19 protein-coding genes are annotated in these 16,256 nt (G+C 36.2%); 7 read left to right on the forward strand and 12 right to left on the reverse strand.

Features of this window, described 5'->3' with window-relative positions; all coding sequences use genetic code 11:
* Nucleotides 1-49: 49 nt before the first annotated feature.
* The 3 genes from KHA94_RS04655 to KHA94_RS04665 all read right to left on the reverse strand — a co-directional run bounded on the left by KHA94_RS04655 (nucleotide 50) and on the right by KHA94_RS04665 (nucleotide 3,016).
* On the reverse strand, nucleotides 50-580 hold the full coding sequence (locus tag KHA94_RS04655; protein WP_213100932.1) for an SRPBCC family protein: 531 nt from the start codon (nucleotides 578-580) through the stop codon (nucleotides 50-52).
* A gap of 123 nt (nucleotides 581-703) precedes the next feature.
* Nucleotides 704-1,042 (reverse strand): ArsR/SmtB family transcription factor, encoded by a 339-nt coding sequence (locus KHA94_RS04660; protein WP_213100933.1) that lies wholly within the window; start codon nucleotides 1,040-1,042, stop codon nucleotides 704-706.
* A 369-nt stretch (nucleotides 1,043-1,411) separates the two neighbouring features.
* Nucleotides 1,412-3,016, reverse strand: coding sequence for a C40 family peptidase (locus KHA94_RS04665; RefSeq protein ID WP_213100934.1), 1,605 nt, complete (start codon nucleotides 3,014-3,016; stop codon nucleotides 1,412-1,414).
* 430 nt (nucleotides 3,017-3,446) lie between these two features.
* On the opposite strand from KHA94_RS04665, the gene KHA94_RS04670 reads away from it, so the two are divergent.
* Nucleotides 3,447-3,959 (forward strand): undecaprenyl-diphosphatase, encoded by a 513-nt coding sequence (locus tag KHA94_RS04670; RefSeq protein ID WP_213100935.1) that lies wholly within the window; start codon nucleotides 3,447-3,449, stop codon nucleotides 3,957-3,959.
* Nucleotides 3,960-4,015: 56 nt separating this feature from the next.
* Here the strand turns inward: KHA94_RS04670 and KHA94_RS04675 are convergent, their stop codons facing one another.
* Complete coding sequence (locus KHA94_RS04675; RefSeq protein ID WP_213100936.1) at nucleotides 4,016-4,297, reverse strand: hypothetical protein; 282 nt, start codon at nucleotides 4,295-4,297, stop codon at nucleotides 4,016-4,018.
* Nucleotides 4,298-4,557: 260 nt separating this feature from the next.
* On the opposite strand from KHA94_RS04675, the gene KHA94_RS04680 reads away from it, so the two are divergent.
* The 3 genes from KHA94_RS04680 (at nucleotide 4,558) to KHA94_RS04690 (ending at nucleotide 7,026) form a co-directional block, all read left to right on the forward strand.
* Nucleotides 4,558-5,004 (forward strand): hypothetical protein, encoded by a 447-nt coding sequence (locus KHA94_RS04680; RefSeq protein WP_213100937.1) that lies wholly within the window; start codon nucleotides 4,558-4,560, stop codon nucleotides 5,002-5,004.
* A gap of 201 nt (nucleotides 5,005-5,205) precedes the next feature.
* Nucleotides 5,206-5,385, forward strand: coding sequence for a small acid-soluble spore protein H (locus KHA94_RS04685; RefSeq protein ID WP_213100938.1), 180 nt, complete (start codon nucleotides 5,206-5,208; stop codon nucleotides 5,383-5,385).
* 411 nt (nucleotides 5,386-5,796) lie between these two features.
* Nucleotides 5,797-7,026, forward strand: coding sequence for an amidohydrolase family protein (locus KHA94_RS04690; protein ID WP_213100939.1), 1,230 nt, complete (start codon nucleotides 5,797-5,799; stop codon nucleotides 7,024-7,026).
* Between the two features lie 32 nt (nucleotides 7,027-7,058).
* Here KHA94_RS04690 and KHA94_RS04695 read toward each other — a convergent pair whose 3' ends face one another.
* Complete coding sequence (locus KHA94_RS04695; protein WP_249365301.1) at nucleotides 7,059-7,913, reverse strand: chemotaxis protein; 855 nt, start codon at nucleotides 7,911-7,913, stop codon at nucleotides 7,059-7,061.
* A gap of 205 nt (nucleotides 7,914-8,118) precedes the next feature.
* Entirely contained in the window at nucleotides 8,119-8,370 is a 252-nt protein-coding gene (locus KHA94_RS04700) for a hypothetical protein (RefSeq protein WP_213100940.1), read from the reverse strand.
* A gap of 238 nt (nucleotides 8,371-8,608) precedes the next feature.
* Between KHA94_RS04700 and KHA94_RS04705 the strand changes: the two genes are divergently transcribed.
* Nucleotides 8,609-9,094: an SRPBCC domain-containing protein gene (locus tag KHA94_RS04705; protein WP_213100941.1), complete on the forward strand. Its 486-nt coding sequence runs from the start codon at nucleotides 8,609-8,611 to the stop codon at nucleotides 9,092-9,094.
* A gap of 104 nt (nucleotides 9,095-9,198) precedes the next feature.
* Here KHA94_RS04705 and KHA94_RS04710 read toward each other — a convergent pair whose 3' ends face one another.
* The 5 genes from KHA94_RS04710 to KHA94_RS04730 form a co-directional block, all read right to left on the reverse strand.
* Nucleotides 9,199-10,323 carry an NAD(P)/FAD-dependent oxidoreductase gene (locus KHA94_RS04710; RefSeq protein ID WP_213100942.1) on the reverse strand — a complete coding sequence of 375 codons (1,125 nt, stop codon included), beginning with the start codon at nucleotides 10,321-10,323 and terminating at the stop codon, nucleotides 9,199-9,201.
* Between the two features lie 71 nt (nucleotides 10,324-10,394).
* Complete coding sequence (locus tag KHA94_RS04715) at nucleotides 10,395-11,171, reverse strand: HAD family hydrolase (RefSeq protein WP_213100943.1); 777 nt, start codon at nucleotides 11,169-11,171, stop codon at nucleotides 10,395-10,397.
* A 310-nt stretch (nucleotides 11,172-11,481) separates the two neighbouring features.
* Nucleotides 11,482-11,886 (reverse strand): hypothetical protein, encoded by a 405-nt coding sequence (locus KHA94_RS04720; RefSeq protein WP_213100944.1) that lies wholly within the window; start codon nucleotides 11,884-11,886, stop codon nucleotides 11,482-11,484.
* Nucleotides 11,887-11,912: 26 nt separating this feature from the next.
* A complete protein-coding gene (locus tag KHA94_RS04725) occupies nucleotides 11,913-12,269 on the reverse strand; it encodes a hypothetical protein (protein ID WP_213100945.1) in 357 nt (118 codons plus the stop codon).
* Between the two features lie 370 nt (nucleotides 12,270-12,639).
* Nucleotides 12,640-12,918: a hypothetical protein gene (locus tag KHA94_RS04730; protein WP_213100946.1), complete on the reverse strand. Its 279-nt coding sequence runs from the start codon at nucleotides 12,916-12,918 to the stop codon at nucleotides 12,640-12,642.
* 235 nt (nucleotides 12,919-13,153) lie between these two features.
* Between KHA94_RS04730 and KHA94_RS04735 the strand changes: the two genes are divergently transcribed.
* Nucleotides 13,154-13,402 (forward strand): hypothetical protein, encoded by a 249-nt coding sequence (locus KHA94_RS04735; protein ID WP_213100947.1) that lies wholly within the window; start codon nucleotides 13,154-13,156, stop codon nucleotides 13,400-13,402.
* A gap of 181 nt (nucleotides 13,403-13,583) precedes the next feature.
* Complete coding sequence (locus tag KHA94_RS04740; protein WP_213100948.1) at nucleotides 13,584-14,351, forward strand: alpha/beta fold hydrolase; 768 nt, start codon at nucleotides 13,584-13,586, stop codon at nucleotides 14,349-14,351.
* Nucleotides 14,352-14,458: 107 nt separating this feature from the next.
* Here KHA94_RS04740 and pepF read toward each other — a convergent pair whose 3' ends face one another.
* Entirely contained in the window at nucleotides 14,459-16,246 is a 1,788-nt protein-coding gene (gene pepF / locus KHA94_RS04745; RefSeq protein WP_213100949.1) for an oligoendopeptidase F, read from the reverse strand.
* Between the last annotated feature and the right edge of the window lie 10 nt (nucleotides 16,247-16,256).

Raw genomic sequence — 16,256 nt, forward strand, 5'->3', positions numbered from 1 at the left:
TCACGCAAAAAAAACCGACAACGCGGCTTTTTTTGCTTCCAGCATAGAATCACTTGGTTTGAAGCTCCTCCAACAGGCTGGCCAGTTTGTCCCAGGTTTGGGCCACGCCCTGAAGCATTCCCATGTCCATTACTTGTTTGAGTGCTTCAGCTGACACATATTCGGCACTGCTGATCAACTTCGTTTTCCCTTCCTGCTCAATAAACGTCATCGTAACTTTCGTCGTGGGAAGTCCTTCCACGATATTGCCCTCCGGGTCGGAGAACGAGTCAACGTAAACAATGCGTTCCGGCTCCACAATCTCCTCATAGGTGGTGATTCCCCATGATTCATTCCCGTAATATTCCTGGCTTTCATCGGTACACTTCATGCAGTAATGCCATTTTCCACCTGGACGAAAGTCGAAGTTGGACACGGGGAGCGACCAACCCTTTGGCGAAAACCAGCGCTTCAGATGCTCTTCCTGAGAGAAAGCTTGAAATACAAGGGAGTGAGGAGCGTTAAAGACGCGCTCTAGAACAAGAGTTCTTCCTTCTCCTTCAATACGATGCGTCATTGGGGATGAAATATTTTTTGTCATGGTTATTTTTCCTCCTGAGCCATTTTTGGCTTTTTTATTTTGTGGCATGATTGCCATAAAACAAGGTAAGATCATCAAAATGACATTAGAACTTTCGCCACCCCTTCAGAAGGGGAAAAAAAATTACTGCTGATCTTCGCGGCACCCCTCCTTGCTTTGTAGTTCCTGCAAATAATCGTCCAAGCGGTCGAGTTTCTCCTCCCAGATGCGGCGGAAAGAGTCCAGCCAAGCGTCCAGTTCTTGGAACGCCTGCCGCCGCAGCTGGTAGATCCTCCGATTGGCGAACGCATGCACTTCGACAATGCCGGCATCACTAAGTATACGAAGATGTTTCGAAACTTGCGGTTGGCGTAGCCTCAGTCGTTCGGTGATTTCCCCCACCGTAAGGGGCCCGTTCCGCAAGAGTTCGACAATCTGTAATCGGTTAGATTCGGCAAGCGCACTCAAAGTGGTCGTCTTCATTTCCTCCGCCCCCTCCCGATCCGGTTCTCCTTAACAAAACACGGCTTTCACAGTGGTTGGCTCATTGCGCATCCTCCCAGATGGTTATGATTGACTTTCCAGTTGTTGAACATTCCTTAAAAGGAATATAAAATTAAGGAATGTTGTTGTCAACAAATTAACGAAAAAAATATTTTCTGAAAACAACAATTGAACCTTTAACACCTGCTTGGTTTTGTCAGCCCTGTTTTGTCCTAATCAGGAAGCTCAGAGGTCACTAAAAATCCCTGACTTCGATCAATCAGTTACGCTGTTGCTACCCCTATAGGTACACAACACAAAAGCCCTTCTTTAGAGACAGGCTTTACCTATTAGTATTTAGTCAACAATTCATAAAATGCGTCTTGCACTATGGTAAATGGGTCCCCAATAAGAACTCACTTTATAATTAACAATTCGAACCCCTTCGCTTCTTGAAACCACTGCAATTTGTTCATTTCCAATATAGATGGCGGGGATGATGCTGTTGGACTCAAAGAACACTAGGTCTCCCGGCTGTAAATCCCCCTCTTTCACTTCTGTTCCTTTTTGAAGCATGTCTTTTCCGTAACGAGGTAGCTCTATACCAATTTGTCGGTAGACATACTGGATAAAACCTCCAGTATCAAATCCTTCCGGTGTTGTACCACCTGATAGGTAAGGAACGTCTAGAAGGTCTGTAGCCTTTTTAATAACCGGAATATTCTCAGGAATTTTAAGGTTTTTCACACGTCTGATACCAGCGAATTTTTCCGTATAATAATTATTAGACAAATAAATGGTTTCAACTTTCGCTGTTTGTGTTCTTGAAGCATGTATCATTTGATTGTTTCCAGCATATATTCCAACATGGGAAATGCCTGGTCGGTGGGTATCCTTAAAGAAAACTAGATCCCCTATTTCTATATCCTTTTTTTCAACAGGGGTTCCTAGCAGCCATTGCTGTTCTGGTGCTTCAGACAAGTGAATCCCCATCGCTTTTTCATATACATATTTTGTGAATCCAGAACAATCAAATCCTTTGGGTGTTTTACCACCTTCAAGATAAGGTACTCCTATATATTTCAAAGCCTCATTGATTAGAGGGTCCTTTCGATCAATATCGGGAACCTCTGTTATTCGCTTTGCTCCATAATAACGATCATTCCAATAAGAAGATTGTTCAAAATTGATCGTTGTGACACCCTCTGAAACAGAACTGTAAATCATATTTCCATTTCCTACATAAAAAGCCGTTGTGGTGATTTCTCCTGTATCCTTATTTTTAAAGAATAGAACGTCACCAGGCTGAAGATCTTCTTTAGATATGTTCGTTCCTATGCTCCATTGTCCACTGGAATTTTCAGGAAGATTGAGATTCAAGGATTTTTCAAAAATGAATTGAACGAATCCTGCCGGATTAAAGCCTTCATCAGGCGTTTTTCCATTACTTGAGTAGTTGGTTCCAACATACTTCATGGCTTCTACTAACAAAGGATGTTCGACTTGATAAAGGTTATCAGTTTCAATTCGTTTGGCGCTAATATACCTATCAGCGTAATAAGACCCTTCAGTTAGTTTAGTTATTATGACTCCTTTTGACACAGTACTGATGATGACTTCATCATTTCCATTGTATATTCCCACACTTGTGACCTCACTCGTATTCATTCCTGAAAAAAAAATAAGGTCACCAGGCAGGAGATCTTTCCTGTCGATAGCTTTCCCAAGATTAAATTGTTCTCTAGGAGACATTGGTAAATCTACATTCTTCACTTCTTTAAAGACATATTTAGTTAATCCCCCTGTGCTAAATCCTTGATTGGGCTCTTGACCATTTATAATGTAAGGAAACCCAAGGTATTTTTGAGCTGTTTTTGTAATACTTAATTCTTCAGCAGCAAAGACTGTAGGACTAAAGAAAACGGATAAAAAGTAGATTCCTAGAATTAAACATGTATTCCGCCATTTTTGCATTTCTCTCACTCCTTTCTTAACTTTTTTCTATTATTTCAAATAACTTAGTCTGGCTACAATAGTTAACAATATCTATTTTTGTTAATGCAGGAATAAGAGGGCGGCTCTTATAGGACTAACGGAAGTTTTGCACGTAAAAAGCACAGCTAGAAAAATCATGCCTGAGAAATGACCTGTGACGAAATTAAAATCTTTTTTTGTGAATTTCCACACTATTTCCCGATTATCCTAAAAATTAAGCTCCCCTTTTTCGGGAGATGTGCAAAAACACCCCATACAATCATAACTGCCGCTCGTTGAGAAACATTAAATTTTTCTCAACGAGCTATTTCTTTAAAGAATGAAAAACAGAGATCCCGAGATTAAGCTTACATATTTTTTTAGAAGGTGGGAAATTTATCAGTATCAATTATTTAAGGAGATACTTTTTATGGACTACAAGATATTTAAGGAAATCAATCAGCTATCTGGGCGTTGTTCACCAATTGATATACTAATGATTTTGATATCTAACAGAATTCGCTATGTGTTCATTTTTGTTCTGATTTTTATGTGGTTCAGAAATGACGCTAATAAAATAATGTCTCGAAATGCGGTAATTTCCGCGGGGATAACTATGTTAATAAACATATTGATTAAACTGTTCTATTTTAAATCAAGACCATTTGTAAAGCGAAGGGTTGGCATTCTTATTCCCTCAAAAATGGATTCATCATTTCCAAGCAAACATACCCTGCTTGTTTTTGCTGTCTCTACTTCTATTTTTCTTTATCAACGTTTCATCGGATCAATTATGTGGATTTTATCTATTGTGACTGGCTTCTCACGTGTATGGGTAGGGCATCATTATCCTTCTGATATTATTGGAAGTGCCTTTATTGGCACATTAACGAGCATTATTTTTGAAAAAACGAACCGTTTTGTAAATTACTTTGCACGTTAATATTTTTATGTATTAAAATGCCCACATTAAGTGGGCATTTTAATATTATTAGAAATTTATTTGTTGGTTAAGGTGTCTTTATTAGGTGTTATTTCTTTTGCAAACTCTGTTAATGCAGCGTTTGGGACTTGGCGATTAAATGGAGTTTGCAAATTATTCATTATATTTTGCAGTGGATTCATCATATTTTTATTACGATTCCTGCTTAATCCAAATGCTGCTGCACCAACTCCTAACCCTAACAAAGATGCCAAAATCATTCCTCGATTATTTCGTCTTCTGCCAAATATGTTTTGTAATATCCGTGTACTTAATAGCATTGTTATCCATTTATTCATTTTAATACACTTCCTCTTAAGAGTTTTGAAAAGCAAAATTGGCCGCTCTCCATTTCTAATATGTTCTTAAAGATGAATGATAATGCTGGTAATGCTTTGATTTGGTGTAAACTTTTGATAACGATACTTTTTTGAAGCTGAATCATCATAAAACAAGTTCATTCATTTTTCCGGTACAATCGTCTAAATAAAATACACCTATTGGAATATTAATCATAACAATGATAAGAGTTCAATTTTCTTATAAGGGTGATGGTTTAATGTTTCAACATTATGATGGCAGAGTAAAAAACTGGGAACATATTATGAACTTATTACATCAAAGTTTAAGTGCAGAAGAAATAGTATGTTCTATGAGCAGTGAACTTTATCATATTCCCCAAACAAAGAATTTAAAGGGTCTCGATGAAATGCATAGCCATTTAGTTCCTGCTTCCTACCACCGTGTATCTGCAGCTGGGTCGTCTCGTAGACTAATTAACAGTGAACAACAGCAAACAATTATAGCAACATTGATTGCCTGTATTTTAAATGCTGAAGCTCGCGATAAGAAAGTTCGAGCAGGCTTAAATATAATGGAAGAGAATGCAAGTCCTGACTATAAACCATTTATTAAAGTAATTATCCAATGGCAAGGACAATCAGAAGCGTACCTAAAGCAAGCAAAGGAAGCTTTGCGTTCAATGGGGGTGTCTTTTCCTGCTTGAAGTGAACAGCAGAGTGGGGCATATTAATTAGGAGCTACGCCAAATTTAAGCGAAAAATATCCAACACGAAAGGCAACGTCCATTGGGGCAGTTGCCTTATTTTACATATCTTTTTTAAGCTTACATCACACTCGGACAAAGAATATTTAAGGAATTTGAAGTAAACATTATAACTGTAATTAAATCTAGGAGGTCATTTAAATGAATACACAACGTGCACAAGCGATTGCTGCTTCACCAGTAATGGCTAATGTAACATATAATGGAGTTCCAATTTATATTCAAAAAGTAGATGCAAATAATGAAACAGCAAGAATTTTCCCTCTTGATGAACCTAAGAATGAACAAGAGGTTTCTCTATCTCTTTTAACAGAACATTAAGTTTTGTTAAATATTTCTCTTAGGAAATCACGCAAAAGTAATGCTTAAAAAAGAAAGGATCAGTTACTTCACTCGGTATTTTAGAATCCACTTTAGCTTCCGTTCTCACATTTTTAAGTATTGAACCAGCTAGGGGATTGTATCAATACTTGCATCTCCGACCTTAGCTGTTGCTCAGCTTGCTGAACTAACTAGCACAATCGACCCGCGTTTAATTGTTGGATCTTTGTTTTAGCCAATTCTGATCTTCTAATATCTGTCATTTTTGGTCAAATACCAGTTACATGGGCTGAAACATCAGAGCTTAATGAAAAAGAAGTATTAGAAGCTGCGATTGTAGGAATGATTCTTCGATTTATTACCGCTTGTGTTTTAGGTTACTTTTTAACTCCATTTTTGGTGGGATAAATAATGAGTAGTATTTATATGATTCTAGGAAAGAAAATCGTTACTGTAAGTAGGATGGGTTCAATAGAAAATGGCGCAATGATAATTGAAAAAGGAAAAATCACAGAAATTGGGGATTGGGCGATACTGAGTAAACGATATCCTAATATACCATTAATTGATTGTTCTGATTCCGTCATTACACCTTCTCTTATCGATTGTCATACGCATTTACTTGAATTCGCACCATCTTCACTTTATCCCGTTACTCCAGAAACTCACCTATTAGGCGGTAAAGCAATCCTTTTTCAGGCTTTATCAGCTGGAATCACAGCCCTTGGAGAACAAATATGCGGGCATCCTCTCTGCAATTTTTCCATAACGGATTATCGTCATGCAGTTACTGATTTGCCTTTAGATATTTCATTTGCAGCTATAAGCATATCCATCGGTTTTGAACATTTAGCCCATTTCACTTCAATTACAAAGTCAAGGAAGGTCAATAAAAACGATTTAATTGATCCTGTTTTAGTGCATAAGATCGCTCAATCAAGTGATTATCCAGGCGAAAATATATTTATCAATGCTACACCAGCAAACTTTACAAAAAAAGAAGTGCCTAGAGCAGGTGAAATCATCTATACGTTAGAAGAATTAAAACAAATAGTAGAAATTTATCATCAATTAGGAAAACAAATAGGTGCTCACGTTGCTGGTGAAAATGGAATTAAAATGGCTCTAGAAGCAAAAGTAGACATCTTACACCATGCACATGGTATTTCTTATGAATTAATTAAAAAGGCAGCTAAACAACATACAAAAATTGTTGTCACGCCATTAGGAGGAACTCATTTAGAGCCAAATTCTCCTGAAGAAATATTAAAGTTAGTTGAAAATGATATTTCTGTATCTATTTCGACAGACTCCTATCTGCCTCCGTACAAAGGAGCTTCATGGCTTCCGTTTCAAGACGATAAATTAAAGGGTCCCGATGTGTTAATGTTAATTGCTCAACCAGCCATGAAGCTCTTAAAAAAGAATCAATATGATGAAAATGATATTTTAGCTTTAATCACAGCAAACCCAGCAAAAGTATTAGGAAAAGAAGATTGCATTGGAAGATTAGATAAAGGTATGGATGCTAACTTTCTAATCTCTGACGGTATTCCAGGTTTAGAAATTACTGAAATTGAAAAGCTAAAACAAGTATATTTTAGAGGCGTAAAAGTGATAGATAGAACAAATAATAAATAGGATTTATTTACTTCTACCGTAATAGGTTTCTATTACTTAATATTGTTTATGTGCTTCCATACCCGAAACAAGCCATCTGCAATTGGCTTGAGCACATCTTTTTCTGTTAAATATGCGGAGTGTGAGAATGGATTCCAGTTTACAAGTATGCCCCCCGCATTAATTTTTCTATCCTCGGTCACTGCTCTTTCATACTCAGGACTTACACCCTTTAATGGATAACCCAAAAGATCATCCCGGTCATAAAAATTAATCCATTCTCCTTTTAGTCCTGGGTAGTATTCTTCTATTTTGCGGGATGGAATATGAATAGGTCTATCAAATTTATCATAGCGGAGGCTCCATAGCGGTATTGTCGTACCCATTGAATAAAATAGTGCCAAAGAGTCTCCTTTCTCTAGAGGTGATAAATCATCAAGGGAAAACTCAACATTCTTTTGATTCATCTGCAAATCGTAGAAAAAATTGCTGGCAATCACTGTACCAAGACTATGGGAAATCACGCATAATGGTGCATCAGGACCGGCTTTTTTGGCAAGTCTTTCTAGAGAATCTGCCACTTTCCTATGGACAAGATGATAATTATGATTAGTTGTTTCTACTGGTTGATAACCAATCACGTCTGCCAAATAATGAATGATAAATCTTCGAAGCCATTTGTATCGAAGGTTATTATCTACTACTAAACGCTTGTATAAGTCATTTTCTCGGTCCTCAAAGACTTTTGCCCAATAGACGGGTTCAATAACTATTGGATTACAAGAATCCTTCAACAAAAAATGTGCTTTGTCATTAATCATTTGCTGAAGGATAGCTGCCATCTTTTCAGCATAATTTTCCTTTTGATTTCCCATACCGTGGATTATAGCAACGGCTACTTGTTTCAAGTTGATATTCCCTCCTCATTGCTATATATAATACTACTCCAATTTAGAGAGTGTTCATACATAGGTGTTAAGGTTAATTTTTCCTAGATATTGCTACTCTTTTTAATTAACTTATTCGAAATGAAATTTCACCTATTTTCAAAATTTGAAGTAACGATATCGCATTTGTTTAACAAAATAGCCTATGTTATTCCGCCAGTTAAGATCAGTTTCCCAAAACCACTCTAGATGCGGAGGTGCTATCTGCAATGACGTCAGGGATCTTGAATTTAAAATTCTGATACCGACTATCGATAATTTCTAATGCAGGTAAAATCCATTCTGTTTTTTCCATCACTTGTTCTCCAGTTATATCTGGACCTTCAAGTTCCTCACTAAGAATAAAGGAAATTTCTGCCTCCACTTTCGGATGGATGAGTTCGTCTATTGATATTTTACCTTTAACTGGAATATTCATATAAAAATATATCCGTAGATAGGTTCAGTTATATTTATTTAGGTCATTTTTGCTTTACTAGTGAGGCCCATTTTGAAGGCAATTATTTCATGACCTTGATTCTTTTTTATTTTAACATTCATTCTGCACTTGATAACCCAATGAAATATCAAATTCAGGATTTTTTTCTGTAATACAAGAAACCGCCCTGGTTTTAATCCACTACTATTTAAGTTTATCAAATATTTTTAAGATCTATATGGAGGAGGAATATGATGTTAGCAGAAATAAAAAAACGGATCGTATTTATCTCGCCCATTTTGAACGCCAGCTTCATCATTCTGTTGAAAAAGTATGGTCTATGCTGACAGATAATAAGATGCTATCAAAATGGTTTTCAGAACTTAGTGTTGAAGAACTCCGTGAGGGTGGAATCATTAAGTTTGACATGCAGGATGGTACATTTGAGGAGTTGGAAATTACTGAACTCAAAATGTTTTCCGTAATACAGATTACGTGGGGAGAAGACAGTGTCCGCTTCGAATTGTATCCAGAGTCAGAGGGCTGTCGGCTAATCTTAACAGAAAAAATATATAAAATGACTAATTATACTTCTAAAGATCTTGCAGGATGGCATGTATGCTTAGAAGTTATTAAAGCGCTTCTCGATGGAATTGCCTTTCATTCTAGAGAGTCCGAATGGAAAAATGGCATAAAAAGTATATTCAGGCAATTGAGAAAGTAAATGAGAATTAGTAATAAATAATTGTTGGACAAGCCATATTAATAATATTTGTCTTAGAAAGGAGTTGGAGCAGAACCAATCTCCTTTCTTTTAAACCAACAGGATTACTTCAGTAATTCTATCGCTCCACCAACATCGTAGAGAGAAAGATCAATATCAACAGACTTTCCAAGAGCGAGCTTTGCTAATTCTAATCCTAAATAAGGTCCAATGGTTAACCCAGATGCACCTAGGCCATTCGCAATTAATACTCCTTCAAAGCCAGGCAATGGACCAATCACAGGTAGGAATCCGGGTGTGAATGGTCGAAATCCTACTCTTGTCTCAACTACTTCACAATCATATAGATCAGGTGCAATAGATAAAGCTTTATCGAATATTTCATGTAACCCACCAACTGTTACAATACGGTCAAATCCTTTATCATCTTCATGTGTGGTCCCTATCACAATACTGCCATCTTCTAATGCCAGAATGTATTGATTATTAGGTGGTATAATGACTGGCCAATTGCTCGTATCATAATCATTCAAACGAAGATGTACAATTTGACCTCTTTGGGATGATACGAGGAAGTTTACCCCAAGCGGTTTTAATAATTCATGTGCCCAAGCGCCTGCGGTGACAATTACTTGATCTGCAAAGAAAGACTCCTCCTCTACTTTTGCTCCAATCACTTTCCCAGCATTATAAATTAATTGTGCATTTCCCTGTATAATGACAGCCCCATTCTTCCGAGCAGCATTAACAAGAGATTGTCGCAAAGCTCTACCATTAACACGAGCTGCCCCACTAATATGAACGGCAGAATAATTATCTGCCAATGGAGGAAAAAGTTCTTTTGCTGAAGATGATGATATACGAGAAATTTCACCCAATTCAGGTGCATCTTCCTTACGTTTGTATGCACGTTCCTCCATTTTATCTAATTTCATTTCATCTGTATGAATACTTATGGCCCCAACTTTTTTGTAACCCGAATTCATTTCTCCATCTTCTTCTAATAACTGAATCAAAGTCGAATAATATTTTGCCCCTTCTTTAGCAAGTTTGTACCATGCTTGATTCCGACGTTGTGTAAGCCATGGACAAATAATGCCAGCAGCTGCATCAGTAGCTTGGCCGGGTTCATTTCGATCGATCAAATACACCTTCGCTCCTGTTTTAGCAAGATGGAAAGCAGATGATGCACCTAATATACCAGCGCCAATGACAATAAAGGTTTTCATCGTTAACACCTTATTCATTAATTATTTTAAAATCATACTTAAATTAATTTAGTTAATGCTTTTCTATATAGTTATTTTAATATTTGATAAAGCTCCTCTAAATGCTGAATCTCATATGTGGGAATGACATCGTTTCTTTCATTATTTTGACGATTAATCCACACTGATTTAATTCCAGCTTTATTAGCACCAAGAATATCTGTCATCAAGTTATCTCCTACCATAATCACTTCCTCTTTCTTCATGGACATAAGAGATAAAGCATGTTCAAAAATAGATGGGTCAGGCTTCCCTCTTCCAAAATCGCCGGAAATGACAATATGGTCAAAATATGGGGCAATTTCTGGTGTGATCGTTAATTTTGTATTTTGTAAATCAGGTGAACCATTTGTTAATAATAGGAGTTTATAGTTCTTTTTTAAAGTATCTAAAACTTGAAATGTTTCTTCATACACAAATTGGTTTTTTCGGCGCTCTTGAGGGAACTGCTCTGCTAATTCATGCCCAAAGTCTGGGTCCTCCACACCTAATTTTTTTAGGGCTAAAGCCCATGCGTCTCTTCTATATGCAGGAACGATTTCTTTCATTTTTCTAAATTCATCTTGATCATCTAAAAAATTCCCCCATAACCCTTCAAAAGGATTGATCCCTATCATCTGTGTAAATGGATAAGTTTCATAGGAAGAGTATAGATTTCTTGCTTCTTCCCGAACGGCTTCTTCAAACTGGTAAGGGTCTAATCTATAGCGATCTTCTGCTAATTTACAAGTAGCTATGAAGGCTTCCTTTACGCTTTTTTGATCCCAAAGAAGTGTATCATCTAAATCGAAAAAAATAGCTTTTATCATTGTGAGCCTCTCTTTTATTTAGTAGTTTTAAATACAAGTTTATCACGAGTAATCATAGAAAAAAATTGATCTTGTGAATTTATAACGAAAAAGCAAACTTTCAAAATAGTATTTTGAAAGTTTGCCAGCTGATGTATCACTTCTTTCTATTCACTTGAGCCGATCAAGCGTTCATGAAAACTGAATTTCTCTCCTATTTGTGTTTAATGAGGTGTACCGTTAGGAAAATGCGTATTACAACGTTAAGAGCTTTCCTACATAAAAACCCGACTTATCTCTTTATTGGGGTATTATTTTGGTGAGCGATTAATTAATAAACTTCATACCATGAATAGGTTGTAGAATTACCCCAACCATAATTATTTGTAAAATGAAATCTGTAATACCCTGTCGGCAATATATTTCCGTTAGAATCATGAAGCCAACGGATCACATCAGTTTTCCAAAGAATACATGAAAATTTACTAGTTCTCATCGGTCTCCAAGTGCCGTTATCATTGTATTCCAAGGTAACGACTTGAGTAGAGTCGGTTTTATTATCGCAAGACGTACGCAAGGTGGAATAACCAAAAGAACTATCGTGAAGGAATTGTTTTGACCATGTTTGATACTTGTATTCGACGTATCCATTAACAGGGTATTCAGCGTATGCATTCGGTGTTATAGCAAATAACAATGCAACGGCAATCATCGATAATACAGGAAATTTTCTCACGAATATTCCTCCTTTTTAGAGAAACTTTAGTAGATTGTATAATTCATATAGGTCGTAGAATTTGTTCCGGATTGATTTTGAAATACAAATCTGTATGTTCCCTTAGGCAGATAATTCCCAGTATTGTCAGTTAACCATTTTATTTCATCATGTTGATATGACCACCAGCCACAATTGATCGACGATGATTTTTCTACTTTCCAGCCCCCAGCAACAGACCTTTCTAAATAAACATTTTGAAGCCAACCACTAGTATTTCGACAATTGGTTACTAATTTAGTAGGGCCCAGGCTACTGTCATGCAAAAAGGCTTTTGAATACATTAGATTTTTGTACTCAATACTGTCAGAAACAGCAGCAGAAGCATTTGTAGTTGTTGTCATAAACAAAGTCACGACTAAGGCAGTCAGAACCCAGTAATATTTTCTCAATGTGACAAGCCCCTCTCATTATATTTTCAGGTATCGCCGATAAAACGCGGATTTTGCTCGCTAAGACTAAAATCAAGTGTTTGATTGCATTTTAGAAGCATAATAAATAGACACATTGTCTAAGGGAATATGAACCGAATAAGAAGAAATTAACTGGTGATTTTCTTGAGGCAAAGCTGACGTATATTAATGATTATGTTCAAGTAGAAATGCGGTTATCAGAATAAAAGTTTATTACTTTAATTGGGTCCCCTACCGATACTAAAAAATAGTACGGTTAGAGAACTTTCATATCGATGCAGAGACATCGTCTTAGGACAAGTTAATAACTGCACTCAAAATACCAGAAATCTTTATTTTGAATAAACCCACCCCCATTCCACCTATATGTCCATCCATCATCTAACATCTTCCCATGTACGAACGTGTCTTCTCCAGGCAGATACACATCAATGAACTGTCCCCCAGGCCAATCATAAGCTGAAGTGTTCTCATTAACAAAACCGTGTCCATCACACACGGCAAAAGCCTGGTTAGGTGATACTCCTACCGTAAGCATTAAAACAAGTACAAAACCAACTATTCCGCTTGCCCTTCTCATTTTTTAACCTCCTTTCAAAATATTTAAAATAAAGTATAAGTCTTTACTGGGCACATAAAAAGGACCTATTGGTCGATGAGGAATTTCGTACGGACCTTCGAATTAGGTACAAGGTGTTGGTTCCTATCATCTTAAACATCGATGGGGTAAATCTGTCTTATTTTGCAGGCATGCGGTGACCCCGGAAAGGAATAGGTACTAGTTTAGTAGAAAATAGAGTACGATGAGGGAGGATATGAACATAAAGAAATGGTTTTTCGTCTGTATTTTTCTTTCATTAGGGTTAGTCGTTTGTAGCGCAAAAACGGATAATCAAGTCGAGAAGGTAATAGATAAGGAAAATTTGACGAATGAAGAGAAAAAGTTAGTAATAGATTCAAAGCTAATCGAGTATGTGAATGATACGTATGGTGACATTGTTCAGATTACTGGCTTTGAGGTAATTCCAGAAGAACCGGAAGAAGTACCCCCTTTTATTACGTAATATTCATTTGCTTCTTTCTGATTTTAGATTCTAAATTTATTAACTATCGAAAATAATTAAGTAAAAACTGCGTAAAATATAGTCATTGAGAAAATTACAATCTTGTTTTGACTTGCATCTAATTGTAATAATAAAGAAATCAGTTTGTTTTTTAGACTTTATAATTAAAGGTGGTTAAAACATGCCCTTATTAAACGTAAATGGTAGCAGCTTATACTATAATGTGCAAGGAAAAGGAACACCAATCGTTTTCATTCATCCTCCTTTACTTACTTCTATAAATTTTCTTTATCAAATGGAGGATTTATCACAGCATTTTCAAGTCATTACTTTTGATATTCGCGGTCATGGAAAAAGTCAATATTCAAAGAGACCGATAACGTATAAGTTAGTTGTTGAAGATATTAAACAGTTATTGGATCATTTGGAAATTAAGAAAGCATACATATGCGGATACTCCACTGGAGGATCAATTGTACTGGAATTCTTACTTACTTTTCCAGATAGTGCTTTAGGCGGTATTATTATCAGTGGCATGTCTTATGTAAATGATGATAGTTTGAGGAAAAAGATTTCTTTAGGAGTTAAACTGGCAAATGCAGGAGCTAAGAAGGTTTTGACTTGGGCTATATCTTTTGGAAATGCAAATAAAATAGAACTTTTTAAAAAGATGGTTGCCGATGCCCGACTAAGTGATTTGCGGAATATCGAACAGTATTATCGATACAGTTTGCTGTATGATTGTAACGATCAGCTTAATAACATTGATCATCCAATTTTATTAGTTTATGGTATGAAGGATAAATCATTTCATCAGTACGCAAAACTGCTCAATGAGAAATTACCAAATAATGAATTAAAATTCACAAATACTAAACATCAAATCCCGACAAAAGCTGCTTATGAGTTAAATAAAATGATCAAGCAGTTTTGTCTTTCACATGATTAAGAAGTTGAGTATCATCTCCAATTTAGAAAGTCAATTAATCGAATAAGGCAGTACTCTCTGATGTATAGAGGGTGCTGCCTCTCATTTTTCAGGATTCAAGTGCTTTTTTAAAGATTCGAAAATTCTTCAACTAGCTCAGCAAAGCGTTTAATAGAATTTTCAATCGGAAGAGAAGTTGTTAAATCTACACCTGTTTTTTTCAATAATTCAAGTGGATAATCTGAACTTCCGCTTTTTAAAAACTCTAAATAAGAATTTAGAGTATCTTGATCCCCTTCAAGGATTTTCGTTGCAAGATGAATGGCTGAAGCAAATCCTGTTGCATATTTGTAGACATAAAAAGGACGATAAAAGTGAGGAATCCTCGACCAGCCATATTTCAATTCGTCATCGAAAATAATTTCTTCACCGTTGTATTCCCTAAAAAGTGCTTCGTATGTTTGATTAAACACATCGACATTTAATGGCTGTCCTTTTTCCGCCATTTCATGTGTTAATTTCTCAAACTCGGCAAACATTACTTGTGTATAGAAGGTTCCCTTAAATTGATCAATGAAATGATTCAGTAGATACTTACGTATTTCAGGATCTGTTTCATTATTTAATAAATAGTTAATTAAAAGGACTTCATTAACGGTTGATGCAACCTCCGCAACAAAAATGCTATATCTGGCAGTAATTTGCGGCTGATGCTGAGCACTCAATTTGCTATGAACACCATGACCGCATTCATGAACAAGAGTGAATAAACTATCTAAATCGTCTTGATGGTTTAAGAGGATGAACGGATGAACACCGTACACCCCTAGATTGTAGGCCCCTGATCGCTTTCCAGGTGTTTCCCTGACATCAATAAATCGTGCATCTTTAAATTCTTTTAGAATCTTTATATACTCTTCACCAAGCGGTGCTAATGCCTCGACCATTGTTCCGTAGGCTTCTTCATACGTTATCACGGGCTTTATACCTTTTACAAGTGGTACACTTAAATCATATTGCCTTAATTCATCTAAACGGAGCATTTTCTTACGAATTTGCGTGTATTGATGCATTGAAGCTATATTCTTTTTTGTCGTAAGTATAAGATTTTCATAGACTTCTTTAGGAACCTGGTCTCCAAATAATGCTTTTTCTAATGCAGATGGATAATGACGAAGCTTTGCCATCGTTACGTTATTTTTAATTGTGGCTGAAAGTGTTGAAGCAATGGAGTTTTTTAATTGTATATATGGTTTATAATATGCTTTATAAGCCTCCCTCCGCTTTTCACGATCTTCATCCTCAATTAATTTAGAATACATTCCTCTTGAAAGTTCTATTTTTTCACCATTTTCACCAGTTACTTCACCGAATTTGATATCAGCATTATTGATCATTCCAAATGTATGACTTGGAGCAGATAGCGCCTCACCTAAATTTGATAAAACTTCTTCTTGCTCCTTGCTTAATACATGCTTTTTGTACCTGAATGACTTCCATAAATCCTCTGCAAAATATTCTAGTCCTTCTATTGCTCCTATGTATTCCTTCAATGTTTCCTCATCTAAACTTAGTAAATATGGCATGAAAAAGGCAGTAGAAGCACTAACCTTCACACTTAGCTGCTTTGCTCGATCCATTAATGCTTGTGATTTTGTTACCCTTGTATCCTCATCAACCATCAGCATTGCAAAAGCATAAACTTTATTGTACATATAAGATAAATTTTCTTTTTGTTTTAGAAATTTATATAATGCATGACCGTCATGAATTTTCCCGTCAAATCCTTTTAAATCCTTAGCCAGTCCTTCAATCAGCTGATAATCCTCTTCCCAATTACTAATATCAGGGTATATATCTGCTAAATTCCATTTCTCAAATTCCGGTATTTCCTTTCTGCTCGTATATGTCTTCATTCACAGGACT

This window comes from Cytobacillus citreus, from assembly GCF_018343665.1.
Classification (GTDB): domain Bacteria; phylum Bacillota; class Bacilli; order Bacillales; family Cytobacillaceae; genus Cytobacillus; species Cytobacillus citreus.

Coding starts and splice junctions, on each gene's coding strand:
- KHA94_RS04685 (WP_213100938.1), top strand. CDS start 5,206: ATGAATACACAACGTGCACAAGCGATTGCTGCTTCACCAGTAATGGCT.
- pepF (WP_213100949.1), bottom strand. CDS start 16,246: ATGAAGACATATACGAGCAGAAAGGAAATACCGGAATTTGAGAAATGG.
- KHA94_RS04675 (WP_213100936.1), bottom strand. CDS start 4,297: ATGAATAAATGGATAACAATGCTATTAAGTACACGGATATTACAAAAC.
- KHA94_RS04735 (WP_213100947.1), top strand. CDS start 13,154: ATGAACATAAAGAAATGGTTTTTCGTCTGTATTTTTCTTTCATTAGGG.
- KHA94_RS04660 (WP_213100933.1), bottom strand. CDS start 1,042: ATGAAGACGACCACTTTGAGTGCGCTTGCCGAATCTAACCGATTACAG.
- KHA94_RS04655 (WP_213100932.1), bottom strand. CDS start 580: ATGACAAAAAATATTTCATCCCCAATGACGCATCGTATTGAAGGAGAA.
- KHA94_RS04670 (WP_213100935.1), top strand. CDS start 3,447: ATGGACTACAAGATATTTAAGGAAATCAATCAGCTATCTGGGCGTTGT.
- KHA94_RS04715 (WP_213100943.1), bottom strand. CDS start 11,171: ATGATAAAAGCTATTTTTTTCGATTTAGATGATACACTTCTTTGGGAT.
- KHA94_RS04740 (WP_213100948.1), top strand. CDS start 13,584: ATGCCCTTATTAAACGTAAATGGTAGCAGCTTATACTATAATGTGCAA.
- KHA94_RS04725 (WP_213100945.1), bottom strand. CDS start 12,269: ATGACAACAACTACAAATGCTTCTGCTGCTGTTTCTGACAGTATTGAG.
- KHA94_RS04680 (WP_213100937.1), top strand. CDS start 4,558: ATGTTTCAACATTATGATGGCAGAGTAAAAAACTGGGAACATATTATG.
- KHA94_RS04710 (WP_213100942.1), bottom strand. CDS start 10,323: ATGAAAACCTTTATTGTCATTGGCGCTGGTATATTAGGTGCATCATCT.
- KHA94_RS04700 (WP_213100940.1), bottom strand. CDS start 8,370: ATGAATATTCCAGTTAAAGGTAAAATATCAATAGACGAACTCATCCAT.
- KHA94_RS04705 (WP_213100941.1), top strand. CDS start 8,609: ATGGAGGAGGAATATGATGTTAGCAGAAATAAAAAAACGGATCGTATT.
- KHA94_RS04690 (WP_213100939.1), top strand. CDS start 5,797: ATGAGTAGTATTTATATGATTCTAGGAAAGAAAATCGTTACTGTAAGT.
- KHA94_RS04730 (WP_213100946.1), bottom strand. CDS start 12,918: ATGAGAAGGGCAAGCGGAATAGTTGGTTTTGTACTTGTTTTAATGCTT.
- KHA94_RS04665 (WP_213100934.1), bottom strand. CDS start 3,016: ATGCAAAAATGGCGGAATACATGTTTAATTCTAGGAATCTACTTTTTA.